The organism is unidentified bacterial endosymbiont, from assembly GCF_918320885.1.
GTDB lineage: Bacteria > Pseudomonadota > Gammaproteobacteria > Enterobacterales.
The window spans coordinates 1,319,323-1,344,210 of record NZ_OU907312.1 but is presented as its reverse complement, the minus strand read 5'-3'; the positions used below and the strand labels follow the sequence as shown (position 1 = coordinate 1,344,210).

23 protein-coding genes, 2 tRNA genes and 2 pseudogenes are annotated in these 24,888 nt (G+C 50.1%); 6 read left to right on the top strand and 21 right to left on the bottom strand.

Features of this window, described 5'->3' with window-relative positions; all coding sequences use genetic code 11:
• Window positions 1-36: 36 nt before the first annotated feature.
• The 5 genes from tyrS to NL324_RS06815 all read right to left on the bottom strand — a co-directional run bounded on the left by tyrS (window position 37) and on the right by NL324_RS06815 (window position 3,267).
• The gene (gene tyrS, locus NL324_RS06835) at window positions 37-1,311 is read right to left on the bottom strand and encodes a tyrosine--tRNA ligase (protein ID WP_253306864.1); all 1,275 of its coding nucleotides are present in this window, start codon (window positions 1,309-1,311) and stop codon (window positions 37-39) included.
• A gap of 31 nt (window positions 1,312-1,342) precedes the next feature.
• A complete protein-coding gene (gene pdxH / locus NL324_RS06830) occupies window positions 1,343-1,981 on the bottom strand; it encodes a pyridoxamine 5'-phosphate oxidase (protein WP_253306863.1) in 639 nt (212 codons plus the stop codon).
• Window positions 1,978-2,334, bottom strand: a complete 357-nt coding sequence (gene grxD, locus NL324_RS06825; protein ID WP_253306862.1) for a Grx4 family monothiol glutaredoxin — start codon at window positions 2,332-2,334, stop codon at window positions 1,978-1,980. Before grxD ends, pdxH begins: the two co-directional genes overlap by 4 nt.
• Before the next feature lie 151 nt (window positions 2,335-2,485).
• The gene (locus tag NL324_RS06820) at window positions 2,486-3,070 is read right to left on the bottom strand and encodes a superoxide dismutase (protein ID WP_253306861.1); all 585 of its coding nucleotides are present in this window, start codon (window positions 3,068-3,070) and stop codon (window positions 2,486-2,488) included.
• A gap of 123 nt (window positions 3,071-3,193) precedes the next feature.
• Window positions 3,194-3,267: transfer RNA gene (locus NL324_RS06815), tRNA-Arg, on the bottom strand.
• 163 nt (window positions 3,268-3,430) lie between these two features.
• Here NL324_RS06815 and folD point away from each other — a divergent pair.
• Together folD and ung are read left to right on the top strand one after the other, a co-directional pair.
• Window positions 3,431-4,288, top strand: a complete 858-nt coding sequence (gene folD, locus NL324_RS06810; protein WP_253307158.1) for a bifunctional methylenetetrahydrofolate dehydrogenase/methenyltetrahydrofolate cyclohydrolase FolD — start codon at window positions 3,431-3,433, stop codon at window positions 4,286-4,288.
• 66 nt (window positions 4,289-4,354) lie between these two features.
• A complete protein-coding gene (gene ung / locus NL324_RS06805; protein ID WP_253306860.1) occupies window positions 4,355-5,023 on the top strand; it encodes a uracil-DNA glycosylase in 669 nt (222 codons plus the stop codon).
• Window positions 5,024-5,145: 122 nt separating this feature from the next.
• Here the strand turns inward: ung and NL324_RS06800 are convergent, their stop codons facing one another.
• The 6 genes from NL324_RS06800 to mnmA all read right to left on the bottom strand — a co-directional run bounded on the left by NL324_RS06800 (window position 5,146) and on the right by mnmA (window position 11,283).
• The gene (locus NL324_RS06800; protein ID WP_366516348.1) at window positions 5,146-5,514 is read right to left on the bottom strand and encodes an RES family NAD+ phosphorylase; all 369 of its coding nucleotides are present in this window, start codon (window positions 5,512-5,514) and stop codon (window positions 5,146-5,148) included.
• A 33-nt stretch (window positions 5,515-5,547) separates the two neighbouring features.
• Window positions 5,548-5,973, bottom strand: coding sequence for an Xre family toxin-antitoxin system antitoxin (locus NL324_RS06795; RefSeq protein WP_253306859.1), 426 nt, complete (start codon window positions 5,971-5,973; stop codon window positions 5,548-5,550).
• A gap of 121 nt (window positions 5,974-6,094) precedes the next feature.
• Window positions 6,095-7,183 (bottom strand): redox-regulated ATPase YchF, encoded by a 1,089-nt coding sequence (ychF, locus tag NL324_RS06790; RefSeq protein WP_253306858.1) that lies wholly within the window; start codon window positions 7,181-7,183, stop codon window positions 6,095-6,097.
• Window positions 7,184-7,542: 359 nt separating this feature from the next.
• On the bottom strand, window positions 7,543-8,319 hold the full coding sequence (locus NL324_RS06785; protein WP_253306857.1) for a porin family protein: 777 nt from the start codon (window positions 8,317-8,319) through the stop codon (window positions 7,543-7,545).
• Window positions 8,320-8,729: 410 nt separating this feature from the next.
• On the bottom strand, window positions 8,730-10,103 hold the full coding sequence (purB, locus tag NL324_RS06780) for an adenylosuccinate lyase (RefSeq protein WP_253307157.1): 1,374 nt from the start codon (window positions 10,101-10,103) through the stop codon (window positions 8,730-8,732).
• A 22-nt stretch (window positions 10,104-10,125) separates the two neighbouring features.
• Complete coding sequence (gene mnmA, locus NL324_RS06775; RefSeq protein ID WP_253306856.1) at window positions 10,126-11,283, bottom strand: tRNA 2-thiouridine(34) synthase MnmA; 1,158 nt, start codon at window positions 11,281-11,283, stop codon at window positions 10,126-10,128.
• A gap of 233 nt (window positions 11,284-11,516) precedes the next feature.
• Here mnmA and nfo point away from each other — a divergent pair, with 233 nt between their 5' ends.
• Window positions 11,517-12,374 carry a deoxyribonuclease IV gene (gene nfo / locus NL324_RS06770; protein ID WP_253306855.1) on the top strand — a complete coding sequence of 286 codons (858 nt, stop codon included), beginning with the start codon at window positions 11,517-11,519 and terminating at the stop codon, window positions 12,372-12,374.
• A 115-nt stretch (window positions 12,375-12,489) separates the two neighbouring features.
• Here nfo and NL324_RS06765 read toward each other — a convergent pair.
• Window positions 12,490-12,565: transfer RNA gene (locus NL324_RS06765), tRNA-Val, on the bottom strand.
• Window positions 12,566-12,829: 264 nt separating this feature from the next.
• Between NL324_RS06765 and NL324_RS06760 the strand changes: the two genes are divergently transcribed.
• Window positions 12,830-14,188 (top strand): NCS2 family permease, encoded by a 1,359-nt coding sequence (locus tag NL324_RS06760; RefSeq protein WP_253307156.1) that lies wholly within the window; start codon window positions 12,830-12,832, stop codon window positions 14,186-14,188.
• Between the two features lie 8 nt (window positions 14,189-14,196).
• On the opposite strand, the gene nth is transcribed toward NL324_RS06760, so the two are convergent.
• The 6 genes from nth to NL324_RS06730 all read right to left on the bottom strand — a co-directional run bounded on the left by nth (window position 14,197) and on the right by NL324_RS06730 (window position 18,514).
• Window positions 14,197-14,832 carry an endonuclease III gene (gene nth / locus NL324_RS06755; protein WP_253306854.1) on the bottom strand — a complete coding sequence of 212 codons (636 nt, stop codon included), beginning with the start codon at window positions 14,830-14,832 and terminating at the stop codon, window positions 14,197-14,199.
• A 9-nt stretch (window positions 14,833-14,841) separates the two neighbouring features.
• Window positions 14,842-15,558 carry an electron transport complex subunit E gene (locus NL324_RS06750; RefSeq protein ID WP_301282764.1) on the bottom strand — a complete coding sequence of 239 codons (717 nt, stop codon included), beginning with the start codon at window positions 15,556-15,558 and terminating at the stop codon, window positions 14,842-14,844.
• The gene (gene rsxG / locus NL324_RS06745; protein WP_253306853.1) at window positions 15,555-16,181 is read right to left on the bottom strand and encodes an electron transport complex subunit RsxG; all 627 of its coding nucleotides are present in this window, start codon (window positions 16,179-16,181) and stop codon (window positions 15,555-15,557) included. The genes NL324_RS06750 and rsxG overlap by 4 nt, the downstream gene beginning before the upstream one ends.
• Window positions 16,182-16,209: 28 nt before the next feature.
• The gene (locus tag NL324_RS06740; protein WP_253306852.1) at window positions 16,210-16,977 is read right to left on the bottom strand and encodes a TraB/GumN family protein; all 768 of its coding nucleotides are present in this window, start codon (window positions 16,975-16,977) and stop codon (window positions 16,210-16,212) included.
• A gap of 149 nt (window positions 16,978-17,126) precedes the next feature.
• Window positions 17,127-17,591, bottom strand: coding sequence for an NfeD family protein (locus tag NL324_RS06735; protein WP_253306851.1), 465 nt, complete (start codon window positions 17,589-17,591; stop codon window positions 17,127-17,129).
• On the bottom strand, window positions 17,588-18,514 hold the full coding sequence (locus NL324_RS06730; RefSeq protein ID WP_253307155.1) for an SPFH domain-containing protein: 927 nt from the start codon (window positions 18,512-18,514) through the stop codon (window positions 17,588-17,590). The genes NL324_RS06735 and NL324_RS06730 overlap by 4 nt, the downstream gene beginning before the upstream one ends.
• Window positions 18,515-18,966: 452 nt before the next feature.
• On the opposite strand from NL324_RS06730, the gene NL324_RS06725 reads away from it, so the two are divergent.
• Complete coding sequence (locus tag NL324_RS06725) at window positions 18,967-20,307, top strand: ankyrin repeat domain-containing protein (RefSeq protein WP_253306850.1); 1,341 nt, start codon at window positions 18,967-18,969, stop codon at window positions 20,305-20,307.
• A 76-nt stretch (window positions 20,308-20,383) separates the two neighbouring features.
• Here the strand turns inward: NL324_RS06725 and pta are convergent.
• The 3 genes and pseudogenes from pta to NL324_RS06705 all read right to left on the bottom strand — a co-directional run.
• A pseudogene (gene pta / locus NL324_RS06720) lies at window positions 20,384-21,370 on the bottom strand (phosphate acetyltransferase); the annotation flags it as partial.
• Between the two features lie 40 nt (window positions 21,371-21,410).
• Window positions 21,411-22,576, bottom strand: a pseudogene (locus tag NL324_RS06715) (IS3 family transposase).
• Between the two features lie 27 nt (window positions 22,577-22,603).
• Window positions 22,604-23,290, bottom strand: coding sequence for a DRTGG domain-containing protein (locus NL324_RS06705; protein WP_253306849.1), 687 nt, complete (start codon window positions 23,288-23,290; stop codon window positions 22,604-22,606).
• 153 nt (window positions 23,291-23,443) lie between these two features.
• On the opposite strand from NL324_RS06705, the gene trfA reads away from it, so the two are divergent.
• Window positions 23,444-24,184: a plasmid replication initiator TrfA gene (gene trfA / locus NL324_RS06700; protein ID WP_253306848.1), complete on the top strand. Its 741-nt coding sequence runs from the start codon at window positions 23,444-23,446 to the stop codon at window positions 24,182-24,184.
• Window positions 24,185-24,888 lie beyond the last annotated feature (704 nt).

Genomic DNA, 24,888 nt, shown 5'->3' with positions numbered 1-24,888 from the left:
TAGCCAGATCGGCGTTCTGATGCTTTATGGAAGCTTTTAGGGGGTCCAACAGAGTAAGCAGTGCTGTTTTTTGCCGCGCTTGAGGAGCGTGTAACGGCCATAGCAGCGATCTGCTTCGGTGAAGGCGTAGTGGATCTCATGAACTTTTTGACCATTCACGGCAATCGCTTGTGCAGCAATCAAGGTGCGTGCCTGGCTTTGGGAGGGCGCTAAACCGGCTATCATCAGTGCTTGTGCTAAAGAGGTCACAAGCGGCAGCGATACGGTCGGGATCCCATCCTGAGCCAGTTGCGCAAAATCGGTCGCTGTTAATTGTGTGACATCACCACTAAACAGGATCTGCGTGATACGTTGTGCAGCCAAATACGCTGCTTCACCATGCACCAGTTGCGTGACTGCTTTTGCCAAGATCAAGGCCGCTTGAGGCGGTTGTTGGCTGCTGTGGTCCTGCTGTTGAATCGCTTCGATCTCTGCTGAACTCAACAGGGTAAAGAGCGATAAAAAGCGGTAGACATCAGCATCTGCTGTATTGAGCCAAAATTGGTAAAAGCGATAGGGGCTGGTTTTTTGGGGTGAGAGCCAGAGGGTGCCAGTTTCGGTTTTGCCAAACTTGGTGCCATCCGCTTTGGTGATCAATGGCACGGTGAGGCCATACACCGTTTTTTTAAACAAGCGCCGGGTTAGATCGATGCCTGCCGTGATATTCCCCCACTGATCGGATCCCCCGAGCTGTAACTCCACCCCATGGTGACGCTGTAACATAGCGAAATCGTAGGCTTGCAGCAACTGGTAGGAGAATTCAGTATAGGAGATCCCCTGTTCGGGACGCGACAGGCGCTGACGGACTGACTCCCTATTGATCATCGTATTGACTGAAAAATGCTTGCCAATATCTCGTAAAAAATCAAGGGCGTTGAGATCTTGAAACCAGGTGGCATTATTGAGCAATAAAGCTGGATTAGGCTGCGCTTCAAAATCAACAAAACGTTGTGCTTGCGTGCCGATAGCGCTGCTCCAAGCGGCAATGGTGTCGGGGGCGTTGAGTGAGCGTTCGCTGGCTTTAAAGCTAGGATCGCCAATCAAGCCGGTGGCACCGCCTATTAAGAGGATGGGTTGATGCCCTGCCAGTTGAAAACGCTTTAAGCAGAGCAGAGGGACTAAATGGCCCAGGTGTAGACTCTCGGCAGTCGGATCGAATCCACAGTAGAGCGTGAGCGGCCCTTGCGCCAGGCGGGCAGACAATCCTGATGGGTCGGTGATCTGGGCGATCAAACCACGCTGCTGTAGCGCTTCTAGTAAATGAATCGTCACCTGATCTCCAGAGGGTGTTCAGTGGCTCGGGTCATGGTGCCAGGCGGTCGATCTGCCAATCGTTATCCCGACGCTGGTAGAGAAAGCGATCATGCAAGCGGTCTATACCCCCTTGCCAAAACTCAAAGGTCTCTGCACGTACACGGAATCCGCCCCAATACTCAGGTAGTGGTACCACTTGGTTAGAGAATTGTTGTTCATACGCCTTAAAGCGATCGGTTAACCACTGCCAAGAGGGGATCGGTCGTGATTGAGTAGAGGCCCAAGCCGCTAGCTGACTATCCCGTGGACGAGTGTGAAAATAGGTGAGTACTGTATCACGATCGAGTGGTTCAGCCTGCCCAGTGATGATCACTTGGCGATCCAGCGCCTGCCAAGGGAACAGCAAACTCGCCCGCGGGGCAGCGGCGAGCTGGGTCGCTTTGCGGCTTTGTAGATTGGTGTAGAATAGGAACCCCTGCTGATCATAGTGCTTTAATAAGACTAGCCGTTGGTAAGGCTGCCCTTGGCAGTCCACGGATGCGACACTCATCGCCGTCGCATCCGGGAGGTTCGCTGCAATGGCCTGCTGTAGCCAGCGATCGAAGAGATCCAGTGGCTCAGCGGTCAGATCATGACGCCGTAAACTACCCTGCGTATAATCATGTCTGGGTTCAAAAAAGAGGCTCATGGCTCTTGGGCGAGATCACATGAGTTGTTTGAAGCGGCTGCGGTACTGGCCGCCGCCAGCAGCGGTTGCAACTCATGGCTCTGAAACATCTCTAACATAATATCACAGCCGCCAATCAGCTCACCACCGACCCATAACTGTGGAAACGTCGGCCACTGAGCAAATTCGGGCAAACGGGCACGGATATCGGGATGTTCTAAGATATTGATGGATTCAAAAGGATAACCCAGGGTGCGTAGGACTTGGACCGCTTGGGCGGAGAAGCCACAACTGGGAAAGTCTGGGCTCCCTTTCATATAGAGTAGAATGGGATGGTCAGCAATTTGTTGTCTAATACGGTCTAAAGTATCCATGAGTGTGGTCGGTGTTCAGCACAAGAAAAAAGAGAAGAGGGTGATCCTACACGGCGATGGGGCAACACACAACCTACAAGAGGGAGTATTCAGTGAATACCCTCACCAAGGAGGGTACTCTGGCAAAGCCCACAGTTATTTGAACAACAGGTTAAGAATCCAGACGGTGATTGACAAAATCCCAGTTGACTAGCGACCAAAAGGCATCGAGATAATCGGGGCGCGCATTGCGGTAATCGATATAGTAAGCATGTTCCCAGACATCGACCGTTAATAGTGGTTTTTCACCCAAGGTTAAAGGGCAACCGGCGTTGCTGGTATCGATAATTTTTAGTTCACCAGCATCAGTTTGTACTAGCCAAGTCCAGCCCGAGCCAAAATTTTTGAGTGCAGACTCGGTAAATTGTTTTTTGAAAGTTGCGAAGTCGCCAAACCTGTTTTGGAGTTGAGTGGCCAGTGATCCGGTGGGATGACCACCGCCTTTCGGTTTAAGGCAGTTCCAATAAAAGCTGTGGTTCCACACCTGTGCGGCGTTATTAAACAGAGGACCTTTAGGCGCCTGCTGGATGATAGTTTCCAAGGATTCTGTAGCGAATTCACTCCCTGGGGCTAACTGATTTAAGTTGGTTACGTAAGTTTTATGGTGTTTTCCGTAGTGATATTCCAGCGTTTCGGCTGAAATATAGGGCTCTAAAGCATTGGGTGGATAAGGCAGTGCCGGCAGTTCGAAAGCCATCAGCGGATCTCCTAACCCCTATGGATAGGGTTTCTGTGCAATGATCAATACAGCTTGGAAGGGCAGCCCATACAGTCAATGGCGTTACCCTGCTATGGTTCACTTGAGCTAAAACTGTGGAATTCGAAGAGCCGGGAGTTGAACCCGGAACCTACGGCTTAGAAGGCCGTTGCTCTATCCGATTGAGCTACTCTTCGATTAGGCAGGGATTATACGGGAGTCGGCGCCTCAGTCAATGAATTGGTGGTTGTCCGGTGCCGGTGAGCCTTATGAGCAGAATAGTGCCTGACAGCACCCGCAATCTTTGACACAATAGCCTCCCTTTCTAGGGTAGGGTTGTTAGAAGCGGAGTGGCGGGTGATGGCAGCACAGCTGATTGATGGCAAAACGATAGCACAGCAGTTTATACAACAGGTCGCTGATCGGGTCCAAGCACGTCTGCAGGCGCAGCTGCGCCCGCCAGGATTGGCAGTGATTATGGTGGGTGATGATGCGGCCTCACACCTCTATGTGGCTAAAAAACAGCAGGCCTGTCAGGCGGTCGGTTTTCTCTCAAAGGTTTATCCGGGTTCAGCCGCGATGACCACCACAGAACTGCTGAGCTTGATTGCTCAGCTCAATGAGGATCCCGGCGTCGATGGCATTCTGCTCCAGCTGCCTTTGCCGCCCCAGATTGATACGGTCACCGTGCTGGAAGCGATTCGCCCTGATAAGGATGTCGATGGTTTCCACCCCTATAATATGGGGCGTTTGTGTCAACGAGCGCCGACACTGCGCCCCTGTACCCCCTATGGCATTCTGCAGCTCTTAAAGCACCTGGCGATCCCCTTGCGAGGGCTAGACGCGCTAGTCGTGGGTGCTTCCAATATTGTTGGCCGCCCGATGGCCCTGGAGCTGTTACTGGCGGGCTGTAGTGTCACCGTGGCTCATCGGTATACTCGCGATCTCGCTGAACAGGTTAGCCGTGCTGATCTACTCGTAGTGGCGGTGGGTCAGCCTCAGCTCATCCAAGGGGCCTGGATCAAACCGGGCGCGATTGTGATTGATGTGGGGATTAATCGCCAAACCTCAGGGAAAATTGTAGGGGATGTCGACTTTGCTGGCGCCTGCGAACGCGCCAGTTGGATTACGCCCGTGCCCGGCGGAGTGGGACCGATGACGGTGGCGATGCTCTTACACAATACCTTAATGGCCTGTGAGCAGTACCATCCAGCGTGAGGTGGGTAGATTATAATAAGGCAGGGCACAGTGGCCCTGATGGCCTCTGTTAGGGAGCAAGCGAACATGAATGATTCCACAGTACCGGATTGGCCAGCGGTGCTCGGCGACGAGAAGCAGCAGCCCTATTTTCGTACGATGATGGCCACCGTGCAGGCTGCCCGTCACGCTGGTCGAACGATCTATCCCCCGCAGGACGAGGTGTTCAATGCGTTTCGCTGGACCCCGTTTGCGCAGATTAAAGTTGTGATTTTGGGACAAGATCCCTACCACGGTCCTGGGCAGGCACATGGTCTCTGCTTTTCAGTGCCCCCAGCAGTGGCCTTACCCCCCTCTTTAGTGAATATCTACAAGGAGTTAGCAGCAGATATTCCTGGATTTAAACCCCCGCGCAGTGGCTGTTTACAGCGCTGGGCTGAACAGGGGGTATTGCTGCTGAATACCGTCTTAACCGTTGAAGCAGGCAGAGCCCACTCGCATGCACAGTTGGGGTGGGAGCAATTTACCGATAGGGTGATTGCGGCGATTAACCAGCATCGGCAGGGGGTGATCTTCCTGCTGTGGGGGGCGCATGCCCAAAAAAAGGGGGCGATAATTGATCGCCAGCGGCACCACGTGCTGACTGCCGCCCATCCCTCTCCGCTATCGGCCCACCGTGGTTTTTGGGGTTGTCGGCATTTTTCACAGTGCAATCAATGGCTACAAGCCCAAGGATTAACACCGATCGATTGGTAGCCTGAGGGGAGTAGCCATTAAGTCACGTTAGGTCGAGGGGCTGCTGTTAAAGAGGCGCTGGTCCCAAATGATTGGCTGCGGTTTGGAGAGCTGGGCCTGTGCCTCAGGATGGGCCAGGTTGACTACCGCATTCCACTCCTCACGGGCCACCACTGAGGGAACCAGGAGTAGGGGGGGCGCTGCTCTGCGAGCCACTGATCGCCAAAAGCCCGTGCAGAGGGGCTCTCTGGCTGATCCCACCCTGGCGGTAAGCGGGACCGATCCGCGCGTTCAATCGCCAGATGATCAGGGATCTCCGCCATCACAAAAACTTGCTGCCGCGGGAGTTTACCAATCCGCGCCTGGGCAAGGATCTCCAGCAGGGCGCCGGCGTAGGTTAACGCGGCAGACACCACCGGCTGATCGGGGCTATTAAAGCGTCCCCCAAGCCGCAGGGCACCCTGACCATCCCATAACGGGTGACGGCTATCGGCAATGCGGAACAGGCGCACGGGAAGGGTTAGCGCTCCAGCTTATCGCTGTGATTAAGTCGGTAGACCGTAGAACAGTTCCCACAGCAGCTGCTCAACGCGTCGGGCGCCTAATTCGCTCATGGAGATCCTCAAAGGGGTCTCGCCGTCGAGACGGGGATGAGGGGTATGCAAAAATTCCCGGGCATCGTCGTCAGAGTCCCAGACATAGGCGGCGGTGGCAAAAATGCGGGCCAACCGCTCAGCCTTGGCCGATTCATCCGGTTTCAGGCGATCTTGGCGCCGCTTAAAAGTCGCTTCCGGAATAATCTCAAATAGCAGCGACCGGCGCTCTTCTGTCGTGCGACCAGCCTGCTCAACCCCCGAGCGCAGGGCTGATTTAGGCAGCCCGCAGCGCACGCGGAGATCGAGCTCAGCTAATGAGGTTAGCAAGGGGGTCAGCGCCATCACTTGGGCAATGGTTTGAGGGGCGATAGTCATGCTACGCAACTCCTACGGTGATCACTTGATACCATCGTTATAGCTCAGCTGATACTAGTTGCCAAAGAGAGCTTCACTGACAGCGCCGCTGGGGGGATTCACGACCGCTGAGGACTGAGGACTACACATTAAAGCGAAAATGGATGACATCCCCATCTTTGACCCGATAATCCCGCCCTTCAGAGCGCCAGGCGCCGGCCTCTTTGGCACCACGCTCTCCCTGGTGGGTGATAAAGTCCTGGTAACCGACCACCTCAGCACGAATAAACCCTTTTTCAAAGTCGCTATGAATTTTACCAGCCGCTTGGGGTGCCGTGGCCCCGACGGGGATGGTCCAGGCGCGCACCTCTTTTACCCCGGCGGTAAAATAGGTCTGCAGATTCAGCAACTGATAGCCGGCGCGGATCAAGCGGTTCAGGCCGGGCTCACCGATGGCTAGCTCTGCTAAAAACTCTGCGCGCTCTGCAGGCTCTAGCAGGGCAATTTCTGCCTCGAGGGCGGCACAGATGGGTACTACGCTAGCCCCTTCCGCTGCGGCCCGCTCGCTGATCAGCTGTAAAAAGTGCTGATTAGGTTCGTTGTCCTTCAGATTAGCAATATAGAGCATTGGCTTGAGGGTTAATAAATTTAAGGGGGCAACCAGCGCCTGCTCCTCCGGAGTCAAGGACAAAGTGCGTAGCAGCGCTCCCGCCGACAGCTGCTGTTCCAAGTGCTCTAGGATTTTGAGCTCTAATAAGGCACTTTTATCCGGGCTTTTAGCTCTTTTTTGTACCCGCTGTTGGGCGCGGTTGATCACCTCTAAATCGGCCAGGGCCAATTCTAAGTGGATGGTTTCAATATCACTGAGGGGATTGACCACGCCTGCCACATGGATAATCTCCGGATCCTCAAAGCAGCGCACTACCTGGGCAATGGCATCGCTCTCGCGGATGGTGGCGAGAAATTGATTCCCTAACCCCTCGCCCTGTGCTGCCCCCTTCACCAGTCCAGCAATGTCGACAAAGGTCATGGTGGTAGGAATAATGCGCTGTGGCTTAACGATGGCCGCCAACTGATCCAGCCGCGGATCGGGTAGTGGGACGGTGCCACTGTTCGGTTCAATGGTACAAAAGGGGAAATTTTCTGCCGCAATCCCCGCTTGGGTTAACGCATTAAACAGCGTTGATTTGCCGACATTCGGCAGCCCGACAATGCCACATTTAAAGCCCATGAGTTAGCGTACCTTGATGAAATGAATTGAGAAAACCTGTGCTAATGTGCAGCAGAGGAGATTTAGCGCTGTTCTAGGGTACATGCTTTAGCGTCTGCTGCTCACTGGGTTGCTGCGGTCAAACTGCTAAAATGAACCCGGAATATTCGACAACTTTGCTAATTTACCAGATAGGCGTTGATACTGCCATGATCGCATCGAGATCGGGATATCGGGTCTAACCAGTAGGGTTATAACACCAAAGGCAGGGGGGATTAAGCATCAACGAATGAATAAAAAAGGAGCAGATAAACTGCCCCTTAAAGTATTTAGCCTAAGCTGCAGCAAACGAAGCGCTGCAGTTGGTCTAAATAAATGAGTTAAAAGATATAGCGCAGACCAACTTGACCCCTGTGGTCTTTAAATGTACCTTTTGAAAAGGAGTTATAAGTGTAGCCGGCTTCAAGTGCTAGCGTGTCGGTTACTTTATAGTACCCAACAATACGCCCTTCATGTAGGTTTTCTTTTTCAGTAAAAATTGTTTCTTTACCAAATTGAGAAAAGCGGTAGGCGACCTGAACGCCAGCTAAATCATTTAGGCGTGCTTTAACCCCTATTTCTACAGTCGGTTGAATTTTGTCTTGGTAGATGGATACTAACTCCTTGGGTGATTCTAAACTTAAAGCATTTATGGAAGCATCTGCTTGTTGTTCTGTTATTTTTCCTGTTGCTAATAAATTTTCAAAAAAATGTAAATTAGATAGTACTTTTAAGGGAGTAACGTTAAAATCGCGTTTACTCATACCCAATAAGCCGTAAAAATCTACTTTTTGCCCCAATGGGTAGTGGTAACCGACGCCTAGCAGATAGTTGCTGAATGCTTTGCTGTTCTGAATACGGCCTTCAGCAAAGAAATTGTTTTCAAAGCCAACACTACCATTGAGGTAGAAACCAGCCCCGCTGTCTTTAGCTTTTAGCCCTTCTTTTTGTTTATCGGTAGGCAGTTTATGATTATCGATCGTTTTGTTTGTATCAGATAAAAATCCTGATTTATCAAGCGACAGTCCTACAGAAAGGTAGGTGAAGTCATCAGCCTGAACGTTGGCGCCCAGGGCAGCGGTGGTGATCAGTGCTACGGCGCATAATTGTTTTTTCATAAGACTATTTTCCTAGTTTGACAAGCTCTGTTTGCTTAAAATCGTTAAAAAACTCAGTACTGACGCAGCAGCATTGCCCCTTAATAAAGGCTCTGTTCACGGAAGTCAACCTCGTGATCGCGCGTACCGGCAGCACTCTAGCTTTAAAAATCAGCGGGGTCAATACTATTATAGGCGTTTTTCAAAAATTTTTCCTAATTAATATTGACAAACTAAAAAAATTGTGATCATTTAGTTAAAATTAGTCAGTAGTATCGGCGCCACTATAATTAACAATCAACTTAAAAACCACTTTTTTTGTTTTTTTTGTGCTTTAGATAGCGTTTTTTAGATTTTTGATGAACTTTTTAAAGTGATAAGCGACCGCTTCTCTTTTGCTGGCCCTGATAGGGGGGCGTCAGCGCGCACCCTTAGTCAGGCAGTTCATCCACCAGACGGGTGGCTAGACCGATGTAGTGCGCCGGGATCAGGGTTTGTAATCGCTGCTTTTCTGCGCTTGGGAGATCTAGCTGCTGAATAAACTGCTGGAGTGCAGCATGATCAAGCTGCCGACCTCGTGTAAGTTCTTTAAGCTGCTCATAGGGCTGCTCGATCCCATAACGGCGCATCACTGTCTGCAGCGCTTCGGCCAGCACCACCCACTGCGACTCGAGCTCTGTTGCTAGCGAGGCTTCGTTGACCGACAGTTTGCTCATGCCTTTTAGCAGAGATTGATAGGCCAGTAGCCCATGCCCTATCGCCACCCCCAGATTGCGCAACACGGTTGAGTCGCTTAAATCCCGTTGCCAGCGTGAGATAGGCAGCTTGGCCGCTAGATGGTTTAGCAAGGCATTGGCTAACCCCAGGTTGCCTTCAGCATTTTCAAAGTCAATCGGGTTGATTTTATGCGGCATGGTTGAGGAGCCGATCTCGCCTTCCAGCCGCTGCTGTTTAAAGTGATCTAAAGCAATATAGCCCCAGAGATCGCGACTGAAGTCGATTAAAATAGTGTTCCAGCGGGCGATAATACTGAGCATTTCACTGAGAAAATCGTGCGGCTCAATTTGAGTGGTATAGGGGTTCCAGGTGAGTTGTAGTGAGGTGACAAACCCTTCGCTTAAGCGGTGCCAGTCCAGCGTGGGGTAGGCGGCCACCTGGGCGTTATAGTTGCCGACGGCACCGTTGAATTTTCCTAAGATCTCTGCCTGCTGCAGCTGCCGCAGTTGCCGGCTCAATCGGTAAGCGAAATTGGCCATCTCTTTGCCCAGGGTTGTCGGGCTGGCGGGTTGGCCATGGGTACGCGACAGCAGGGGGGTCGCGCGGTAGGCGCGGGCCAGCTGGGTGATCGCGGTGATCAGCTGCTGCCAACTAGGCAGCAGGATCGTCGCCCGCGCCTCTTGGAGCATCAACGCATAGGCTAAATTATTGATATCTTCAGAGGTGCAGCCAAAGTGAATATACTCGGAGACCGCTTGCAGCGCTGGCACCGGCGCAATCTGCTCTTTAAGACAGTACTCCAACGCTTTAACATCATGCTGAGTGGTCTGCTCGATCGCTTTGATGCGCTGGGCCGTTGTCAGATCAAAGTGGTCGATCAGCTGCTCTAAAAAGTGCTGGGTTGCCTCATCAAAGGCGGGCACCTCGGTAATCGCTTCACAAGCGGCTAACTGTTGCAGCCAGCGGATTTCCACGCGGTGGCGAAATTTTAGTAGAGCATACTCACTAAATAGCGCCCGCAGCGGCGCTAGCTTATCGGCATAGCGGCCATCTAGTGGTGAGAGGGCGGTGAGGGGAGACGAAGTTATCAGCAAGCGTTGAGATCCTTAATCAATCAATAGAGCATTCACCAGTGAGCGGCAGCGCCTTAGTAATCGTGGCGCCCCCCAGACAGCGATCACCTTGGTAAAAGACCACGGCTTGACCCGGGGTGACGGCTAGTTGCGGCTGCTCAAACTGCACCTGAATAGTGTCCGTTGTCAGCGGGATCAAGGTGCAGGGCACATCAGTTTGGCGGTAGCGAATTTTTGTGCTGCAACGGAGTGGCGCGGTGGGCCGGGGCTTCGAAACCCAGTGGAGCTGCTCAGCGTACAGTCCCCGCGCCTGCTGTTGTGGGTGATCCTGCCCCTGGGAGACTATCAAGAGATTCCGCGCTTGATCTTTGGCTACCACATACCAGGGCTTGGTTTGCTGTGGGCTGGTGCCCCCAATGCCCAGCCCCTGCCGCTGCCCTAAGGTGTAGTAGAATAGCCCGGCATGCTCACCTAGGACAGCGCCTTCAGTGCTCTGAATCAACCCGGGTTGTGGTGGCAGGTAACGGGCCAGAAAGTCCCGAAAGCGCCTAGGGCCAATAAAGCAGATGCCAGTCGAATCTTTTTTATTAGCCGTGACTAAACCCAGCCGGCGCGCTAATTGGCGTACGGCGCTTTTAGAGAGTTCACCGACCGGAAATAAGCTATAGGCTAGTTGCTGTTGGTTGAGGGTATAGAGGAAATAACTTTGATCTTTTTGCGGATCAAGGCCCCGCCAGAGCTCCTGTTGACCCGCTACTAGAGAGCGTCTGGCGTAGTGACCGGTGGCGATCGCCTCCGCTTGCAGCTGCGTCGTAGCATACTGTAGAAACGCGGTAAACTTGATGGCTTTATTACAGAGAATATCGGGATTAGGGGTCTGTCCGGCGCGGTAACCCGCTAAGAAGCGTTCAAACACTTCTTCCCAATACTCGGCAGAAAAATTCACGGTATGCAGGGGGATCCCTAAGGTATCACACACCGCTTGGGCATCTGCTCGATCGGCCGCCGCAGCACAGTAGTGGTCGCTATCCTCCTCTTCCCAATTTTTCATAAAGAGCCCTTCGACCTGGTAGCCCTGCTGCTGGAGCAGCCAAGCAGCCACTGAGGAGTCAACGCCGCCTGAGAGGCCAACGACCACCTTGCGGGGTGGTTTAGCGGATCTGGTCGTGGTGGTCAAGGGTAGATCGGTGGACATAGGATCACAGTTAGCAAACGGCTCAGTACAGCACGTCTAGTAAAAAAGCCCAGTCTAACACAACGCTGGCCTGCCGCACAGCCATGATTGCCCTGTGCGGCTCAGCGGGCAGTCCAGGTGATCCTAAAAAATAACCCCAATCCTCAAGTAGGGTTCATGGTATACACTGAGCGGATTGAGGATCGCTGTATCAGCTGTCAATGCCATTCTTGTTCACCTTTGGGGGAAAATCAGTGAAGTATATCGGTGCACATGTCAGTGCCGCGGGGGGGGTTGATCAGGCGGTACCGCGCGCCCAAGCGTTGAACGCCAATGCTTTTGCGCTCTTTGTTAAAAATCAGCGACAGTGGCAAGCCCCACCGCTCAGTGCTGAGACAATCAAGGCTTTTAAGCAGCAGTGTGCTGGCGCCGGTTATCAAGCGGCCCAAATCCTGCCACATAATAGTTATTTGACCAACCTAGGTCACCCCGAATCAGCCCCAAGAAAAAAATCACAACAGGCTTTTATCGATGAGTTGCAGCGCTGTCAGCAATTGGGGCTCACGCAACTCAATTTTCATCCCGGTAGCCATCTACGGCAGATCAGCGAAGCGGCCTGTTTACAACTGATAGCGGAATCCATCAACGTTGCTTTCAGTCAAACGCAAGGGATCACGGCAGTACTGGAAAATACCGCTGGCCAGGGCAGTAATCTGGGCTACCGTTTCGAGCAGTTGGCGGAGATTATAGAACAAGTCGACGATCCATCGCGGATCGGCGTCTGTTTGGATACCTGCCATGCGTTTGTCGCCGGCTATGATTTGCGTACTATCGCCGGTTGTGAGGCGGTATTTGCTGAGTTTGAGAGAATTGTTGGGTTTCGCTATTTACGCGGAATGCATTTGAACGATGCTAAAACAACCCTAGGCAGCCGTGTTGACCGACATCAGTGTTTGGGGGCCGGCTATTTGGGTGAAACGGTGTTTCGCTATCTCATGCAAGACCGGCGTTTTGATGGGATCCCGCTGATTTTAGAGACCATTGAGCCCGAACGGTGGGCAGAAGAGATTGCCTGGCTCAGGGAACAAGAGGCTAGTTCAATCAGCAGGTAAACCATGGAATCAAGCCCCTGAAAGCGAGCAATGGCTGCCCTGTTCAGCGGCCAGGTGGCCGCTGGCAGTGCAGGTTCTGACAAGCCCTGTATGCTGCTTGAACAGGGCTTAAATTTGGTGCGTCCGAGTAGACTCGAACTACCGACCCCTACCATGTCAAGGTAGTGCTCTAACCACTGAGCTACGGACGCTAAGGACTACTGTAGGCAACAGCAGCTTTTGTTGTGGGATAAGCCGCTGCTCACCTGTGCCGGCGCATACTACGAGAAAGCGTCCCAGGAGTCAACTGCCTTCTCTCGTAGCTGAACCGGTTAATGACCCCATCAACCACTGCCCACCCTCTCCAAACCCTCTCCAACCGTCACGCCGTGTCAGCTGGAATGCACTGATTGCGTGTAACAGGGGTGAAACTAAGGTATATTAGGGTGATAATCAGTGAGCAGGGTCAAATGAAGATGCAACAGTTACAGCAGCGGTTGAAAGCGACGCAACACTCTCTTGATCGTTGGTTTTCTATCAGTCAGTTAGGCAGCTCGCTGCGGCAAGAGATCACCGCTGGAATGACGACTTTTCTAACGATGGTTTACTCGATTGTCGTGGTTCCCGACATGTTGAGTAGTGCCGGATTTGATCGCGGTGCGATCTTCATCGCGACCTGTCTGATCTCTGCCTGTGGTTCGTTGCTAATGGGACTCTGGGTTAAATTACCCATGGCCATTGGTTGTGCCATCTCGCTCAGTGCCTTTACCGCTTTTAGTTTAGTCCTAGAGCGAGGAATGAGCATTCCAGTGGTACTGGGTGCGGTGTTTGTCATGGGGCTGCTCTTTACCTTAATGACACAGACGGGCATTCGTCAATGGCTGTTAAACCATCTACCGCTGGGCATTGCTCAGGGAACGGGGATTGGCATCGGCCTCTTTTTACTGTTAATCGCGACTTCACGGATTGGCTTGGTGGTTTCCGATCCGGGCGCTGGTTTGCCACTGAGTTTGGGGGAGCTGACGACCTTTCCGGTGGTGATGACTCTAGGTGGTTTGGCCACTATCTTTGGTTTGGCACAGCGTCGAGTGAACTGCAGCCTGTTACTGGTGATGGTCGGCATCTCTCTATTGGGCCTGCTATTTGATCCCGACGTGACGTTTCAGGGGTGGGTCGCCTGGCCTACTTTGAGTGACACAGCGCAAGGCGGTTTATTCGGTACGTTAGATATCGTGGGAGCCTTGTCCCCTAAGGTGCTGCCCAGCGTGTTTGCTTTATTGTTAACGGCCATTTTTGATGCTACGGGTACGCTACGCGTGGTGGCTGGACAGGCCAATTTATTGGATAGTGATGGGCAGATCATCAATGGGGATAAGGCCTTTATCGCTGATTCAGTCAGCAGCATGTTGTCCGGTATCGTGGGCGCTCCGCCGGCAGCAGTCTATATCGAGTCGGCTACCGGGGTGATGGCCGGCGGGCGTACGGGGTTAACAGCCGTTGTAGTTGGCCTGCTGTTTTTACTGATGCTATTTCTATCGCCACTGAGCTATTTGGTCCCTAGTTATGCGACTGCGCCACCGCTGATGTATGTCGGTTTATTGATGTTAAGGCAGGTGACCCAGTTAAATTTTAAAGATAGTGTGGATACATTGTCAGGGCTGGTCTGTGCTGTCTTTATTATGTTGAGCTGTAATGTGGTCACGGGTATCACCATAGGGTTTGGTTGTTTAGTGGTGGGCCGTTTGATTGCCGGTGAGCAGGACAAATTAAATAGCGGCACCATCCTGATTGCGCTGCTATTATGGCTATTTTACGCTGGGGGTTGGGCCATTTAGCAGGCTACCTACAGACTCTTGGCGGGGTATTCACACAGATCAGCCATCTTACAGTGATGACACCGCGGTTTGCGTGCTGTACAAGTGTAGCGGCCATGTAAGATCAACCAATGATGGCAGTGCTGTTTAAACTCTTCAGGCACGACGGCCAGTAGTTTCTGTTCTACCTGGTGTACCGTTTTTCCGGGAGCGAGGCCAAGGCGGTTACACACTCGAAAAATATGGGTATCCACGGCAATAGTGGGCCAGCCAAACGCCGTATTCAACACCACATTGGCTGTTTTACGGCCAACTCCTGGTAAAGCTTCTAAAGCCCCTCGCGAAGCAGGAACCTCTCCTTGGTGTTCTAGAAGCAATTGTTTGCACGTCTGAATAATATGTTTCGCCTTGGTATGGTATAGACCGATTGAGCGGATAGTGGGCTCTAACCCTTCAACACCCAAAGAGAGCAGTGCTGAAGGCGTATTCGCTAGAGGAAACAGCACCGCTGTCGCCCGATTAACACTGATATCCGTCGCTTGGGCTGAGAGCATCACTGCTATCAATAATTCAAACGGTGTGTGATAGCACAGCTCTGTGGTTGGCTGCGGCTGATCCTGTTGGAACCGTCTAAAAACAGTCCAGCACTGTTGCGGGTTTAGCATGTGACTGATCTAGCGTTCAAGGGGTATTCTCGTGCGAGTGATTGGGTTGCCTATTGAGTGAGATTGGTTTTGTTGGCGTGCTCGCTGATAGTAGCTCCAGTAGTGCTCTAGGGCCTGTTTCAAAGCCAGTAATAGACCTAAGCCTAGGAAGGCGCCTGGTGGTAAGCTGGCCAGTACAAAGGGGTGCTCCAGGAGAAGTAATTCAATCGTGCAGCCCCGGGCCCAGGCCCCTAACAGTTGCTCAGCGCCCTGAAATAGCGTACCGCTTCCGAGGAGTTCTCGTAGACTACCGAGTAACAACAGAGCAAGGGTGGCTCCTAATCCCATGGCTAAGCCATCTAGCGCAGCGAGATGGGGTGGATTTTTAAGCGCGAAGGCTTCGGCTCGTCCCAGGACAATACAGTTGGTCACAATCAATGGGATAAAAATGCCCAAGGCTTGGTAGAGATCGGCCGCAAAGGCGTGAATCAGCTGTTGTACGCTGGTGGTGACGGTAGCAATCACCAGAACCATAATAGGCAGACGGATGCTCCGAGGGATCCAGTGGCGCAGCAGGGCGATGATCCCATTAGTGCCTAGCAGTACCAGTGTGGTGGCAAGCCCTAAACCCAACGCCTGCACTGCTGTACTGGAGACGGCAAGCAGTGGGCAGAGGCCTAGCAACTGCACCAAGGCAGAGTTACGCTGCCATAAGCCTTGCCAGAGTAACGAGGGAGGGGTCGTCATGGCGCCTCCGAGCAGGGTGGGGAGTGTAGGAAATCAGGCGGCTTCTCGGTGAGATACTGTAGCGTCTGCTCTACCTGGCGGATCACCGCGCGTGAGGTAATCGTAGCACCGCTCAATTGATCAAAATCGCCCCCATTTTTGCGCACATCCCACGGAGGATTAGGCCCCGCTACGCGCTGTTTTCCTGTAAAAATTTGGATCCAGGACGTGCGGGTGATCTCGATTTTATCGCCCAATCCCGGGGTCTCTTGGTGCGCAATAACCCGTACCCCCAGGATCCGTCCTTGAGGGTCGCTGCCTACCAGTAAGCGAATGGGCCCGGCATAGCCGGCCGCTTCGCTGGTGATGAGGCTGGCAACCTGCTCTCCTTGACGATAGGCTATATAGAGACGTTGAGGCTGTTGGCTGCCCAGCAGCCGATCTTGTACCAGATAACAGGCCCGCAGCAAATCGTTATCGTAATCGGTGGCGGGCAGGAGTTGGTTGAGCAACGTTCGCTGTTGTGCGACTGCCTGCTGTTTGATCTGCGGTTCGGTCAAGCGCTGGACCAACACCAGTACACTAGTACAGACGACCGCAAACAGCACTAAAATAGCATTCTGCTGGGAGAGTGTTTTAAGCATCCTCAGAGGAGCGCGCTTAGCAGTGGGTCTATTGGACTGCTAGCTGGGCTAGCAGGGCATTGGGGCCGAATAGATGTAGGGCCCCGACGGCGACTAAGTAATTACCAGCGGGTAACTGTTTGAGGAACGCTACCCACTGGGGGTGACGGGCTGTCATCACCCGCTGGTGCAGTGGGTAGCAGAATGCCTGAAGCAGTGAGGGGGAGGGCTCGGCACCTGATAACCACCAGGTTTCAACCTGGTGTAATGCTTGTTGGCTTTCATGCCACTGCTGTAGGGTAGTCTGTAGCAGCGGTAACCCCGCCGCTACTAACGATGACCAGAGCGTGTGTTGTAAGGGCTGCCCCTCCAGTTCAAGGATCGTTCTATTCTGCTGTTGGCGTTCGGTTAATAACTGGTACTCAACACCATATTCAGTGAATAGCCCCTGCTGTAACGCTTGGTAGGTTTGCAACATCAGGGCCACTTGCCAATAGGGCAGGGTATCGATGCGTGATAAGGGTAAGTTGACCGATTGGCAACAGTGCAGCAACAGCGTGTAGTCAGAGGGCTGTAAGCGGGCAGCTAATGCTGCCTGTGGTTCCAATCGTTCCAGCTCAGGAGAGAGCGTTAAAATATCGCTTTCAACAATCAGCGCATCAGCCCAATCTAATCGCTGTAGCAGCGGTTCAGGCAAGCTGGCTAGTCGATCGGTGGCCATCGGTAGGTTGGCGACCAGGTGTAGGTGTGAGCCAGTAGCCAGCGTGAGATCAGCACAGGGATACGGTGTATTAGGCTGATAGAACAAGCTAGCCAAGCGCTGCCCTAAGTAAGTGAGTAACCGGTTCAGAGTATTGTCTTTCAGTTAAAGTCTCCCTGAGACAGCCCAAAGACCTGCTGTCGTTGGGGTTCCAGTCTGTCCTATTCATCCTAGATCCACACTGCTCTTAGTAGGCAGTGCCTAGACTACAAGGGTTTCACACGCAGCGTGATCCCTTCGATAGCAATGACCACTACCTGGGTGCCTGCTGATAGCGGTTGATCCGCTTGGATCCGCCAACTACTATCGCCCACTCGCAGACGACCGATCCCATCGATGAGTGCGGCATCTAAAGTGGCATGATAGCCGAGCAGCTGCTGTTGTGGTTGATTCAGTACCTCTGGCGTGCTGGAGGCGGTTTTTCGTTGTTGCCAGTAGTGCCATCCTAGAAGCGTGACAAAACTCAGCAGCGAAAAATAGGCCCACAACCAAGGCCAGCTGAGAGTGGGCATTAGCAGGCTGATTAGCATCACTAACCAAGCAGAAAAGCCTGGCCAGAGGAGATAACCTGCAGCACCCAGCAATTCAGCAGAGAGTAGCAGCCCCCCGATAGCCAACCAAAACCAGTGGGGATAGTCCAGCCACTGGTTCCAACTTAACACGGTTGTCACCCCTTAGCTCCCCGAGCTATTTCGCTTTTTTCAGGTTGCAACAGCTCTTTGATGCCGCTAATGGCGCCAATCAGATTAGTCGCCTCTAGGGGCAGCATAATCACTTTACTATTATTAGATTTTCCAAGGGAGTGCAGCGCTTCTATATATTTCTGTGCCACAAAGTAATTCACGGCATTGACACTACCAGCAGCGATAGCCTCTGAGACCATTTGGGTTGCTCTGGCTTCTGCTTCTGCCGCCCGTTCCCGCGCTTCGGCTTGTAAAAAAGCGGCTTGACGGGCCCCTTCTGCTTTGAGGATCTCTCCTTGCTTTTCGCCTTCTGCTTTTAAAATAGCCGCTTGTCGAACCCCTTCAGCCTCTAAAATATCGGCCCGTTTGGTCCGTTCAGCCTTCATCTGTGCATTCATCGAAGCGACCAGCTCTTTGGGAGGACGGACATCACGGATTTCGATGCGGGTCACTTTAACGCCCCAAGGATTGGTCGCTTCATCGACAATATGTAACAGGCGTGAGTTGATAATATCCCGTTGTGACAGCATCTCATCGAGTTCCATCGCCCCCAACACAGTTCGCATGTTAGTCATGGTCAAATTTTTAATCGCGTACTCTAACTGGCTCACTTGATAAGCAGCGCGGGCAGCATCAATCACCTGGATAAAGCAGACCGCATCGATAGTCACACAGGCATTGTCTTTGGAGATCACCTCTTGGGAGGGAATATCGAGGACCTGCTCCATCATATTGACACGATGACCGATGCGATCAATGAAGGGGGAGACCAGAGTGAGTCCAGGCTTTAGGGTGTGAGTATAGCGACCAAAACGCTCTACCGTCCAGTGAGATCCTTGAGGAACCATCTTCACAGTACCGACCAACAGTGAGACGGTAAACAGCAAGACAACTATTAGGACAATACTCATCATATCCATGTTCAGCTCCGTAGTTTGGTCGATCTAATCGTTTTGTCAACACCCTTACTAATGTAGCAGATAGGAGCCTTGATCGCTAAGGATTTGGGAATGGATATCACCTCAGCCAGGGCTAAGGTCTCTTTTGACAGGCCTATGGGGTGTGATGAGCTCCTGTCAGCCACCCTGAGTGAAGGGTCATCAGTGGACTCATTTAAGGATTGGAATGCACCGTTGTCATCCATTGTAAAATCATTTACAATAATGATGCATTTTTGATGAAAATAATGCTTTTTAGACGGACCAAAAGGGTGTTAGAGGTAAATTGTTATCTAAGATACAGAAAACACTCGGCTGAGTGTTTAGCAGAAAATGGGGTGTCGGTTAAATCGTACGGAGCCTGCTAACGCCCGTATTAATTTTACTCAATCCCTCAAAAAATTGATCTACAAGGAATGTATATTATGTTAAATATTTTTCGGAGTGGCCTTAATCCCGTGTATCATGCCCCAAGAACGCTTTATGAGGCACTTCAAAAAAATGATATAGAAGGTGCTAAACTTTTAATAACAAGTGGTGTGGATATCGATCAAGTCATCGAATTAGATAGACCTCTTCTTCACATTGCTTTGATAAGCAAGAATATAGAATTTTCTAAACTTTTAATAGAAAGTGGCGCAGATATTAATAAAGAATCCTACAGGGGAGATACTTCGCTTCATGTGGCGGCTGGGATTGGTGATATAAAAATTGTTAAACTTTTAATAAAAAATAGGGCTAATACTAATCATGCCAATAATCAGGGTAGAACTCCATTTCATCGAGCAGTTACCACTGGTGATATAAAAATTGTTAAACTTTTAATAAAAAATGGGGCTAATATTTATCATGCCGATAATGAGGGTAGAACTCCATTGTTCATGAGTTTGTTTCAGAATATAAAGTTTATTAGCTCTTTAATAAAACTTGGTGCAGATTTTAATAAAAGAGACCCGTTTAACAAAACTCTGGCTTATAGGGCATTGGAATTAGGTCGGTCAGAAACTTTTAAGTTTTTAGCCAGTCAGGGTGCAGACATTAGTCAATGCAAAAATGGTGGTAAAAATATTTCTTATAATGTAACATTTCTTCACAAGGCAGTTGAAGAGTGTGATATTGAACTTGCTAAGATTTTAATAAAAAATGGTAGCAATATCGATGAAGTCAATACACGTGGTGTAACTGCCCTTGAGGTAGCCTTGGATTTAGATTATATAGAACTTGCTAAGACCTTCATCCTAGAAGGTGCGGATATCAATATACTCTCTGGTAGTAATAAAGCGTATGATTTCTGTAGTCGAGCTGTTCATGAATTAAAAATCAAACTGAGTTCAATTATAGAAAAAATGACTCTCAGTGATTTTCTTAAAGAAGAAAATCAAGAAAATCTTGTTAGCTATCTGCGTGATAAATCTATTACCTCTACATTAATTTCACTGAGAAATAATGATTCTTTAATATTTAATAATTTTATAGAAAATAAATATAAAGAAGCAGAAGAACAAAAATCACTGATTGATCAGTTTAGAGAAATACCACTGGAATTGAGTCAAGAACTTCCTATATTACCACCTGAATTAGTAGAGAAGATTGGTTATTATTTACCAAAAAATGATCAGAAAAAACTAATCAATTCCTTTTTGGACCCTGGAAAGATGACTGAGGATTGTGCAGCGCTTCCAGTTGATGAAAACTCGCTGAGTGCCGCTGGGTTGACTGACGATGAAAAGCATCAGGAAGTGTTTAGGATGGCACGTCCTGATTAGGATATTCGCTCAAGTTCAACGGGATGCTAGACACATTGATTAAAAATGGTAAAGCCCCTAATGGTTTCAACAGCCCTTAGGGGTGAGGATTGTCACCACTCTGCTGCTGAGTGGTGGTGCTTCGGACCGCTTGAATGGCGGTTAACGCGATAGTGTAAACAATGTCATCTACCGAAGCACCCCGAGAGAGATCATTCACCGGTTTGCGTAATCCCTGTAACATGGGACCAATCGAAAGTAAGTTCGCCGAGCGTTGAACGGCTTTATAGGTGGTGTTTCCGGTATTGAGATCAGGGAAGATAAAGACGGTCGCTCTGCCAGCGACTGGGGAATCTGGTGCCTTAGATTGAGCCACCTCTGCCATAATGGCGGCATCGTACTGTAGCGGCCCGTCGATGATCAGATCAGGACGGCGCCGCTGTGCAATTTGCGTGGCGGTCCGTACTTTATCGACATCACTGCCAGAGCCAGAACGACCAGTCGAGTAAGAGATCATCGCCACCCGGGGCTCAATCCCAAACGCTGCTGCAGAGTCGGCAGATTGGATAGCAATCGCCGCCAGCTGCTCTGCTGTGGGATCAGGATTGATGGCACAGTCGCCATAGACCAGTACTTGATCGGGGAGCAGCATAAAAAATAGCGATGAGACCAAAGGGCTTCCCGGTGCGGTTTTAATCAGTTGCAAGGCTGGGCGAATGGTGTTGGCGGTAGTGTGTACAGCCCCAGAGACTAAGCCATCAACCGCTGCTTGCTCTAGCATGAGCGTTCCTAATACCACAGTATCTTGTAGCCATTCACGAGCCAACCGTGTCGTCATCCCGCGTGGCTGTCGCAGTGCCATCAATCGTGGCAGATAGTGGTTTCTTAAGGGTTCTGGATCCAGAATTTCAACACTGGCTCCCAGAGTGATTCCTTCAGCTTCGGCGGTGCGCCGGATCCGTGCTGGATCACCCAATAGAACGCAACGAGCGATTTGGCGTTCCCCACAAAGGGCGGCGGCGCGGATAGTCCGCGGTTCATCCCCTTCAGGTAATACAATGCGTTTATTCGCTTTGCGAGCGAGTGATCTTGCCACCTTTTTTTAGACACAGAGAAGAGAAACCTTAAGCGACCTGGGATAACCAATTTTTTTCAAAATTTACAGGAGACAGATAGCCTAGCGTTGAGTGCCGTCTCTGTCGGTTATAAAACACTTCTACGTATTCAAAAATGCTCAATTTGGCTTGTTCTCTGCTCTCAAAACGTTCAAAGTGGGTGTGCTCTGTTTTTAAGGTATGGAAAAAACTCTCTGCTACTGCATTGTCATAACAATTGCCCGTACTACTCATGCTAAGCGTTATCTGGTGATGCGCCGATACAGCCTTGAATCCTTTGCTGGTATACTGGCTGCCTCGGTCGGAGTGGTGGATGAGACCTGCAGCAGGCTTCCTCCGTGTTATTGCCTGGCGTAATGCTGCGGCTACTAACTCGGTGGTCATGTGAGCTTGCATATCCATCCCCACGATACTACGAGAGAACAGGTCCAGTACGATAGCAACATACAACCATCCCTCTTGGGTCGGAATATAGGTAATATCTGCTGCCCAGTATTGATCAGGGCGAGTGGCTGTGAACTTCTGCTTGAGTAAATTAGGCGCCACTGCGGCCTTTGGATCGACTATTGTGGTTACCTTAAATCGTTTTTTCATCTTAGCCGCAATATGGGCTGCTTTCATTAGCCGACAAACCCGTTTGCGTGAACAGCGCTCACCTCTAGCTCGTAACTCAGCATGGATACGTGGGCTACCGTAAATTTGGTTGCTTATGGTATAAACCTCTTTAATTTCAGATATTAAACGCTCATCCTCACAATAGCGCTTGGATGGCTCAGCCTTGATAAACTGATAATAGCCACTGCGGGATACACCTAACACGTTGGACATCCTCTCTACGCTGAATTCCCCAGCATGCTTTTGCATAAACTGGTATTTTACTTGCGGGCCACTGAGAAGATGCCCAAGGCTTTTTTTAGGATATCCCTCTCTTCGCGTGCTATCGCCAATTCTTTCCGCAATTGACTGAGCTCAGCATCAGACGCTTTCAGGTATCCTTTGCCCGGGAAAGCCTCTGCACCATCCTTGTTATGCTGATGGACCCACCCTGCCAATGTACTCTTGGGAACTCCCAATTCCTCGCTCAATTGACAGAGCGTTTTACCAGTGCTGTGATACAGCTTTACCGCATTCAGCTTGAATTCCTTATCATAGCTCCTTGATTCCCCTTGATTCATAACTTCACCTCAAAAAGTAACAAAAAATTATACGCTTTGTTCCTCTTCGTTGTGTCCGTTAAAGGGTAGCAAGATCACGAGTTCAGTTAAGCGATAGCGGAAGGCGGGCGGTGACAAGATGGGCGGACGGGTGAGGGCGGTGGTTAAGGTAGTGATCCACGCATTGTTCAGTTGATCAGCAATATGTTCCTGAATCGCCTCAATCCGTTGCGGATCGTCGATAGGGAGTTCCAAACTAAAACGCTGTAGCGCCATAGCAGTCTGCCAAGTATTGCTCTCAACAGAAAAAACGGGCAAGCCCGCTTCGAACGCTCGGGCACAGATCTGTTTTAAATGAGCATCCAGGGCATAACCGCCTGTTAGCAGCAAAGCACCAATAGCAATGCCATTTAAGGCAGCTAGTGAAGCTGCTAACACCACATCCGCTCGATCGGCGGAGGTGACCAGCAGGGCGCCTGGTTGAAAATAGCTCAGCATATGGGGAATGCTATGCGCACAAAAAATAATGGATTTCAGTCGGCGTTGCTGCATCTCTCCAGAATTAATGATGGTCACCTGCAGATGTCGTGCGATATCACTGGCTCGACAGGCCATCGCTTCGAGATCCCAGGGCACATCACCCAGTAGTGGATAGGGGTTATCTGTCAGCAGCTGCAGCATTGCGGGATCGCTTCCTTGCGGATCGTGGTTAAGATCAAAATGCTGAGCCAGCATGGGGTAGTATGCACATAGCTGCGAAAACGGCCATCTGGTTTTTGATGAGGCTAATCTTTGAGCACGGCTCTATTTTTTCACAAAAAATTTAGATCTACCAATATTGCCACTCTAATGATAGGATGATCGCGTGTTATAAGACCTACAGTAGTGATGCAGGAGAGCGTATTTGGGGCTGTTAAAAAAGGGAAAAAATTAGCGCTAGAACGCCATCCAATTGCGGCACCAGAAGGATTAAAAATACTTTATACAGGAACCAGACTTGATCAAGGAGATCTCGATGTATGGGAATCTGTATTACATATTACTCGATTTCATGAGATGGGACAGCAATATAGATTCACAGCTTACTCCATGCTAAAAGTCCTGGGAAAAACTGATACAGGAAAAAATCGAGAAATCCTACATCGAAGGTTGTTACGACTTCGTTCCGGAACTATTGAAATAATCCAGGATAAGTTCACCTATGTCGGCGGTTTAATTGAAGAAATTTACAAAGATGAAAAAACTGTAGAATATGTTGTTATTTTAAATAAAAAATTAAGACCGTTATTTGATGCCAACAGATTTACACAGATAGATTTAAATATACGAAACGCATTATCCGGAAAGCCGTTGGCACAATGGTTACATGGGTTTTATGCTAGTCACGCCAAACCTTATGCTTACAGCGTCGCAAAGCTACATGAACTTTGTGGAAGTGAAGCAACTAGGCTTGATAACTACAGACAAGACTTACGAAAAGCTCTCAATGCGATAATCGAAGCCAGCAGAGCTAATGGCCAAAAATTTAGCTATAGCATTCAAGAAGATCTTGTGCATATTGAAAAAAAACCGAGTGATTCGCAAAAACGTCACTTACATTACAAAAAAATCAAGAACTCTGACATGTAAAAAAAATAACCACTAAACCCTGGTGCTAGAACGGTATAGGTTGTTTTTTGATCAAAAGTACCGTTCTAGCACCAGGGAGATACCGTTCTAGCACCAGGGATAAGAAAATTTAAAACCCACTTCAAAGCCTTATACGAATTGGCATTTTTGGATTTGATAAAAATCCCCTAATCTGTTCTTTAATCTGTTTATAATAAAAAAAAGCGCGAGCGCACGGCTGCCCGATCCGTTACCTGTGCTTGTGGATAACTTCCACCTGCCTGAGTCTTAACTTGGATTATGTCAGGAGCAAGCTATCCAAACTGGCCTAGTCAGAAACTGTAATAAATCACCATACCCGACACAATGCCCAAATCAGAGGATTACTCACACCAGTAGAATGCCCGTAAAAGTCGATACAAGGGCCGTGGAGATACTTTAACGACACAGGTAATGGATTTGTATAGTTCAAGAGAAAAAACGCCTTAAATTGGTTTATATTAATTGAAAGCGAAGAAAGATCTCAAACCACGTCAAAAAAAACCTAACACAAGGGGTAGTATGCCCGTAGCTGCTTCCTTGTGGAACCACAATTTGGTAAAAAAAGACATGTCTTTCTTGTTTTGATTTTTGAGGCTTTGTGAGGGTGATTCGGGTGTTGCTTAGGAACGAGGTTTTGTAGAGCTCTGAAGAGAACCTGATGAACACAAATCAGGTTAAAAACT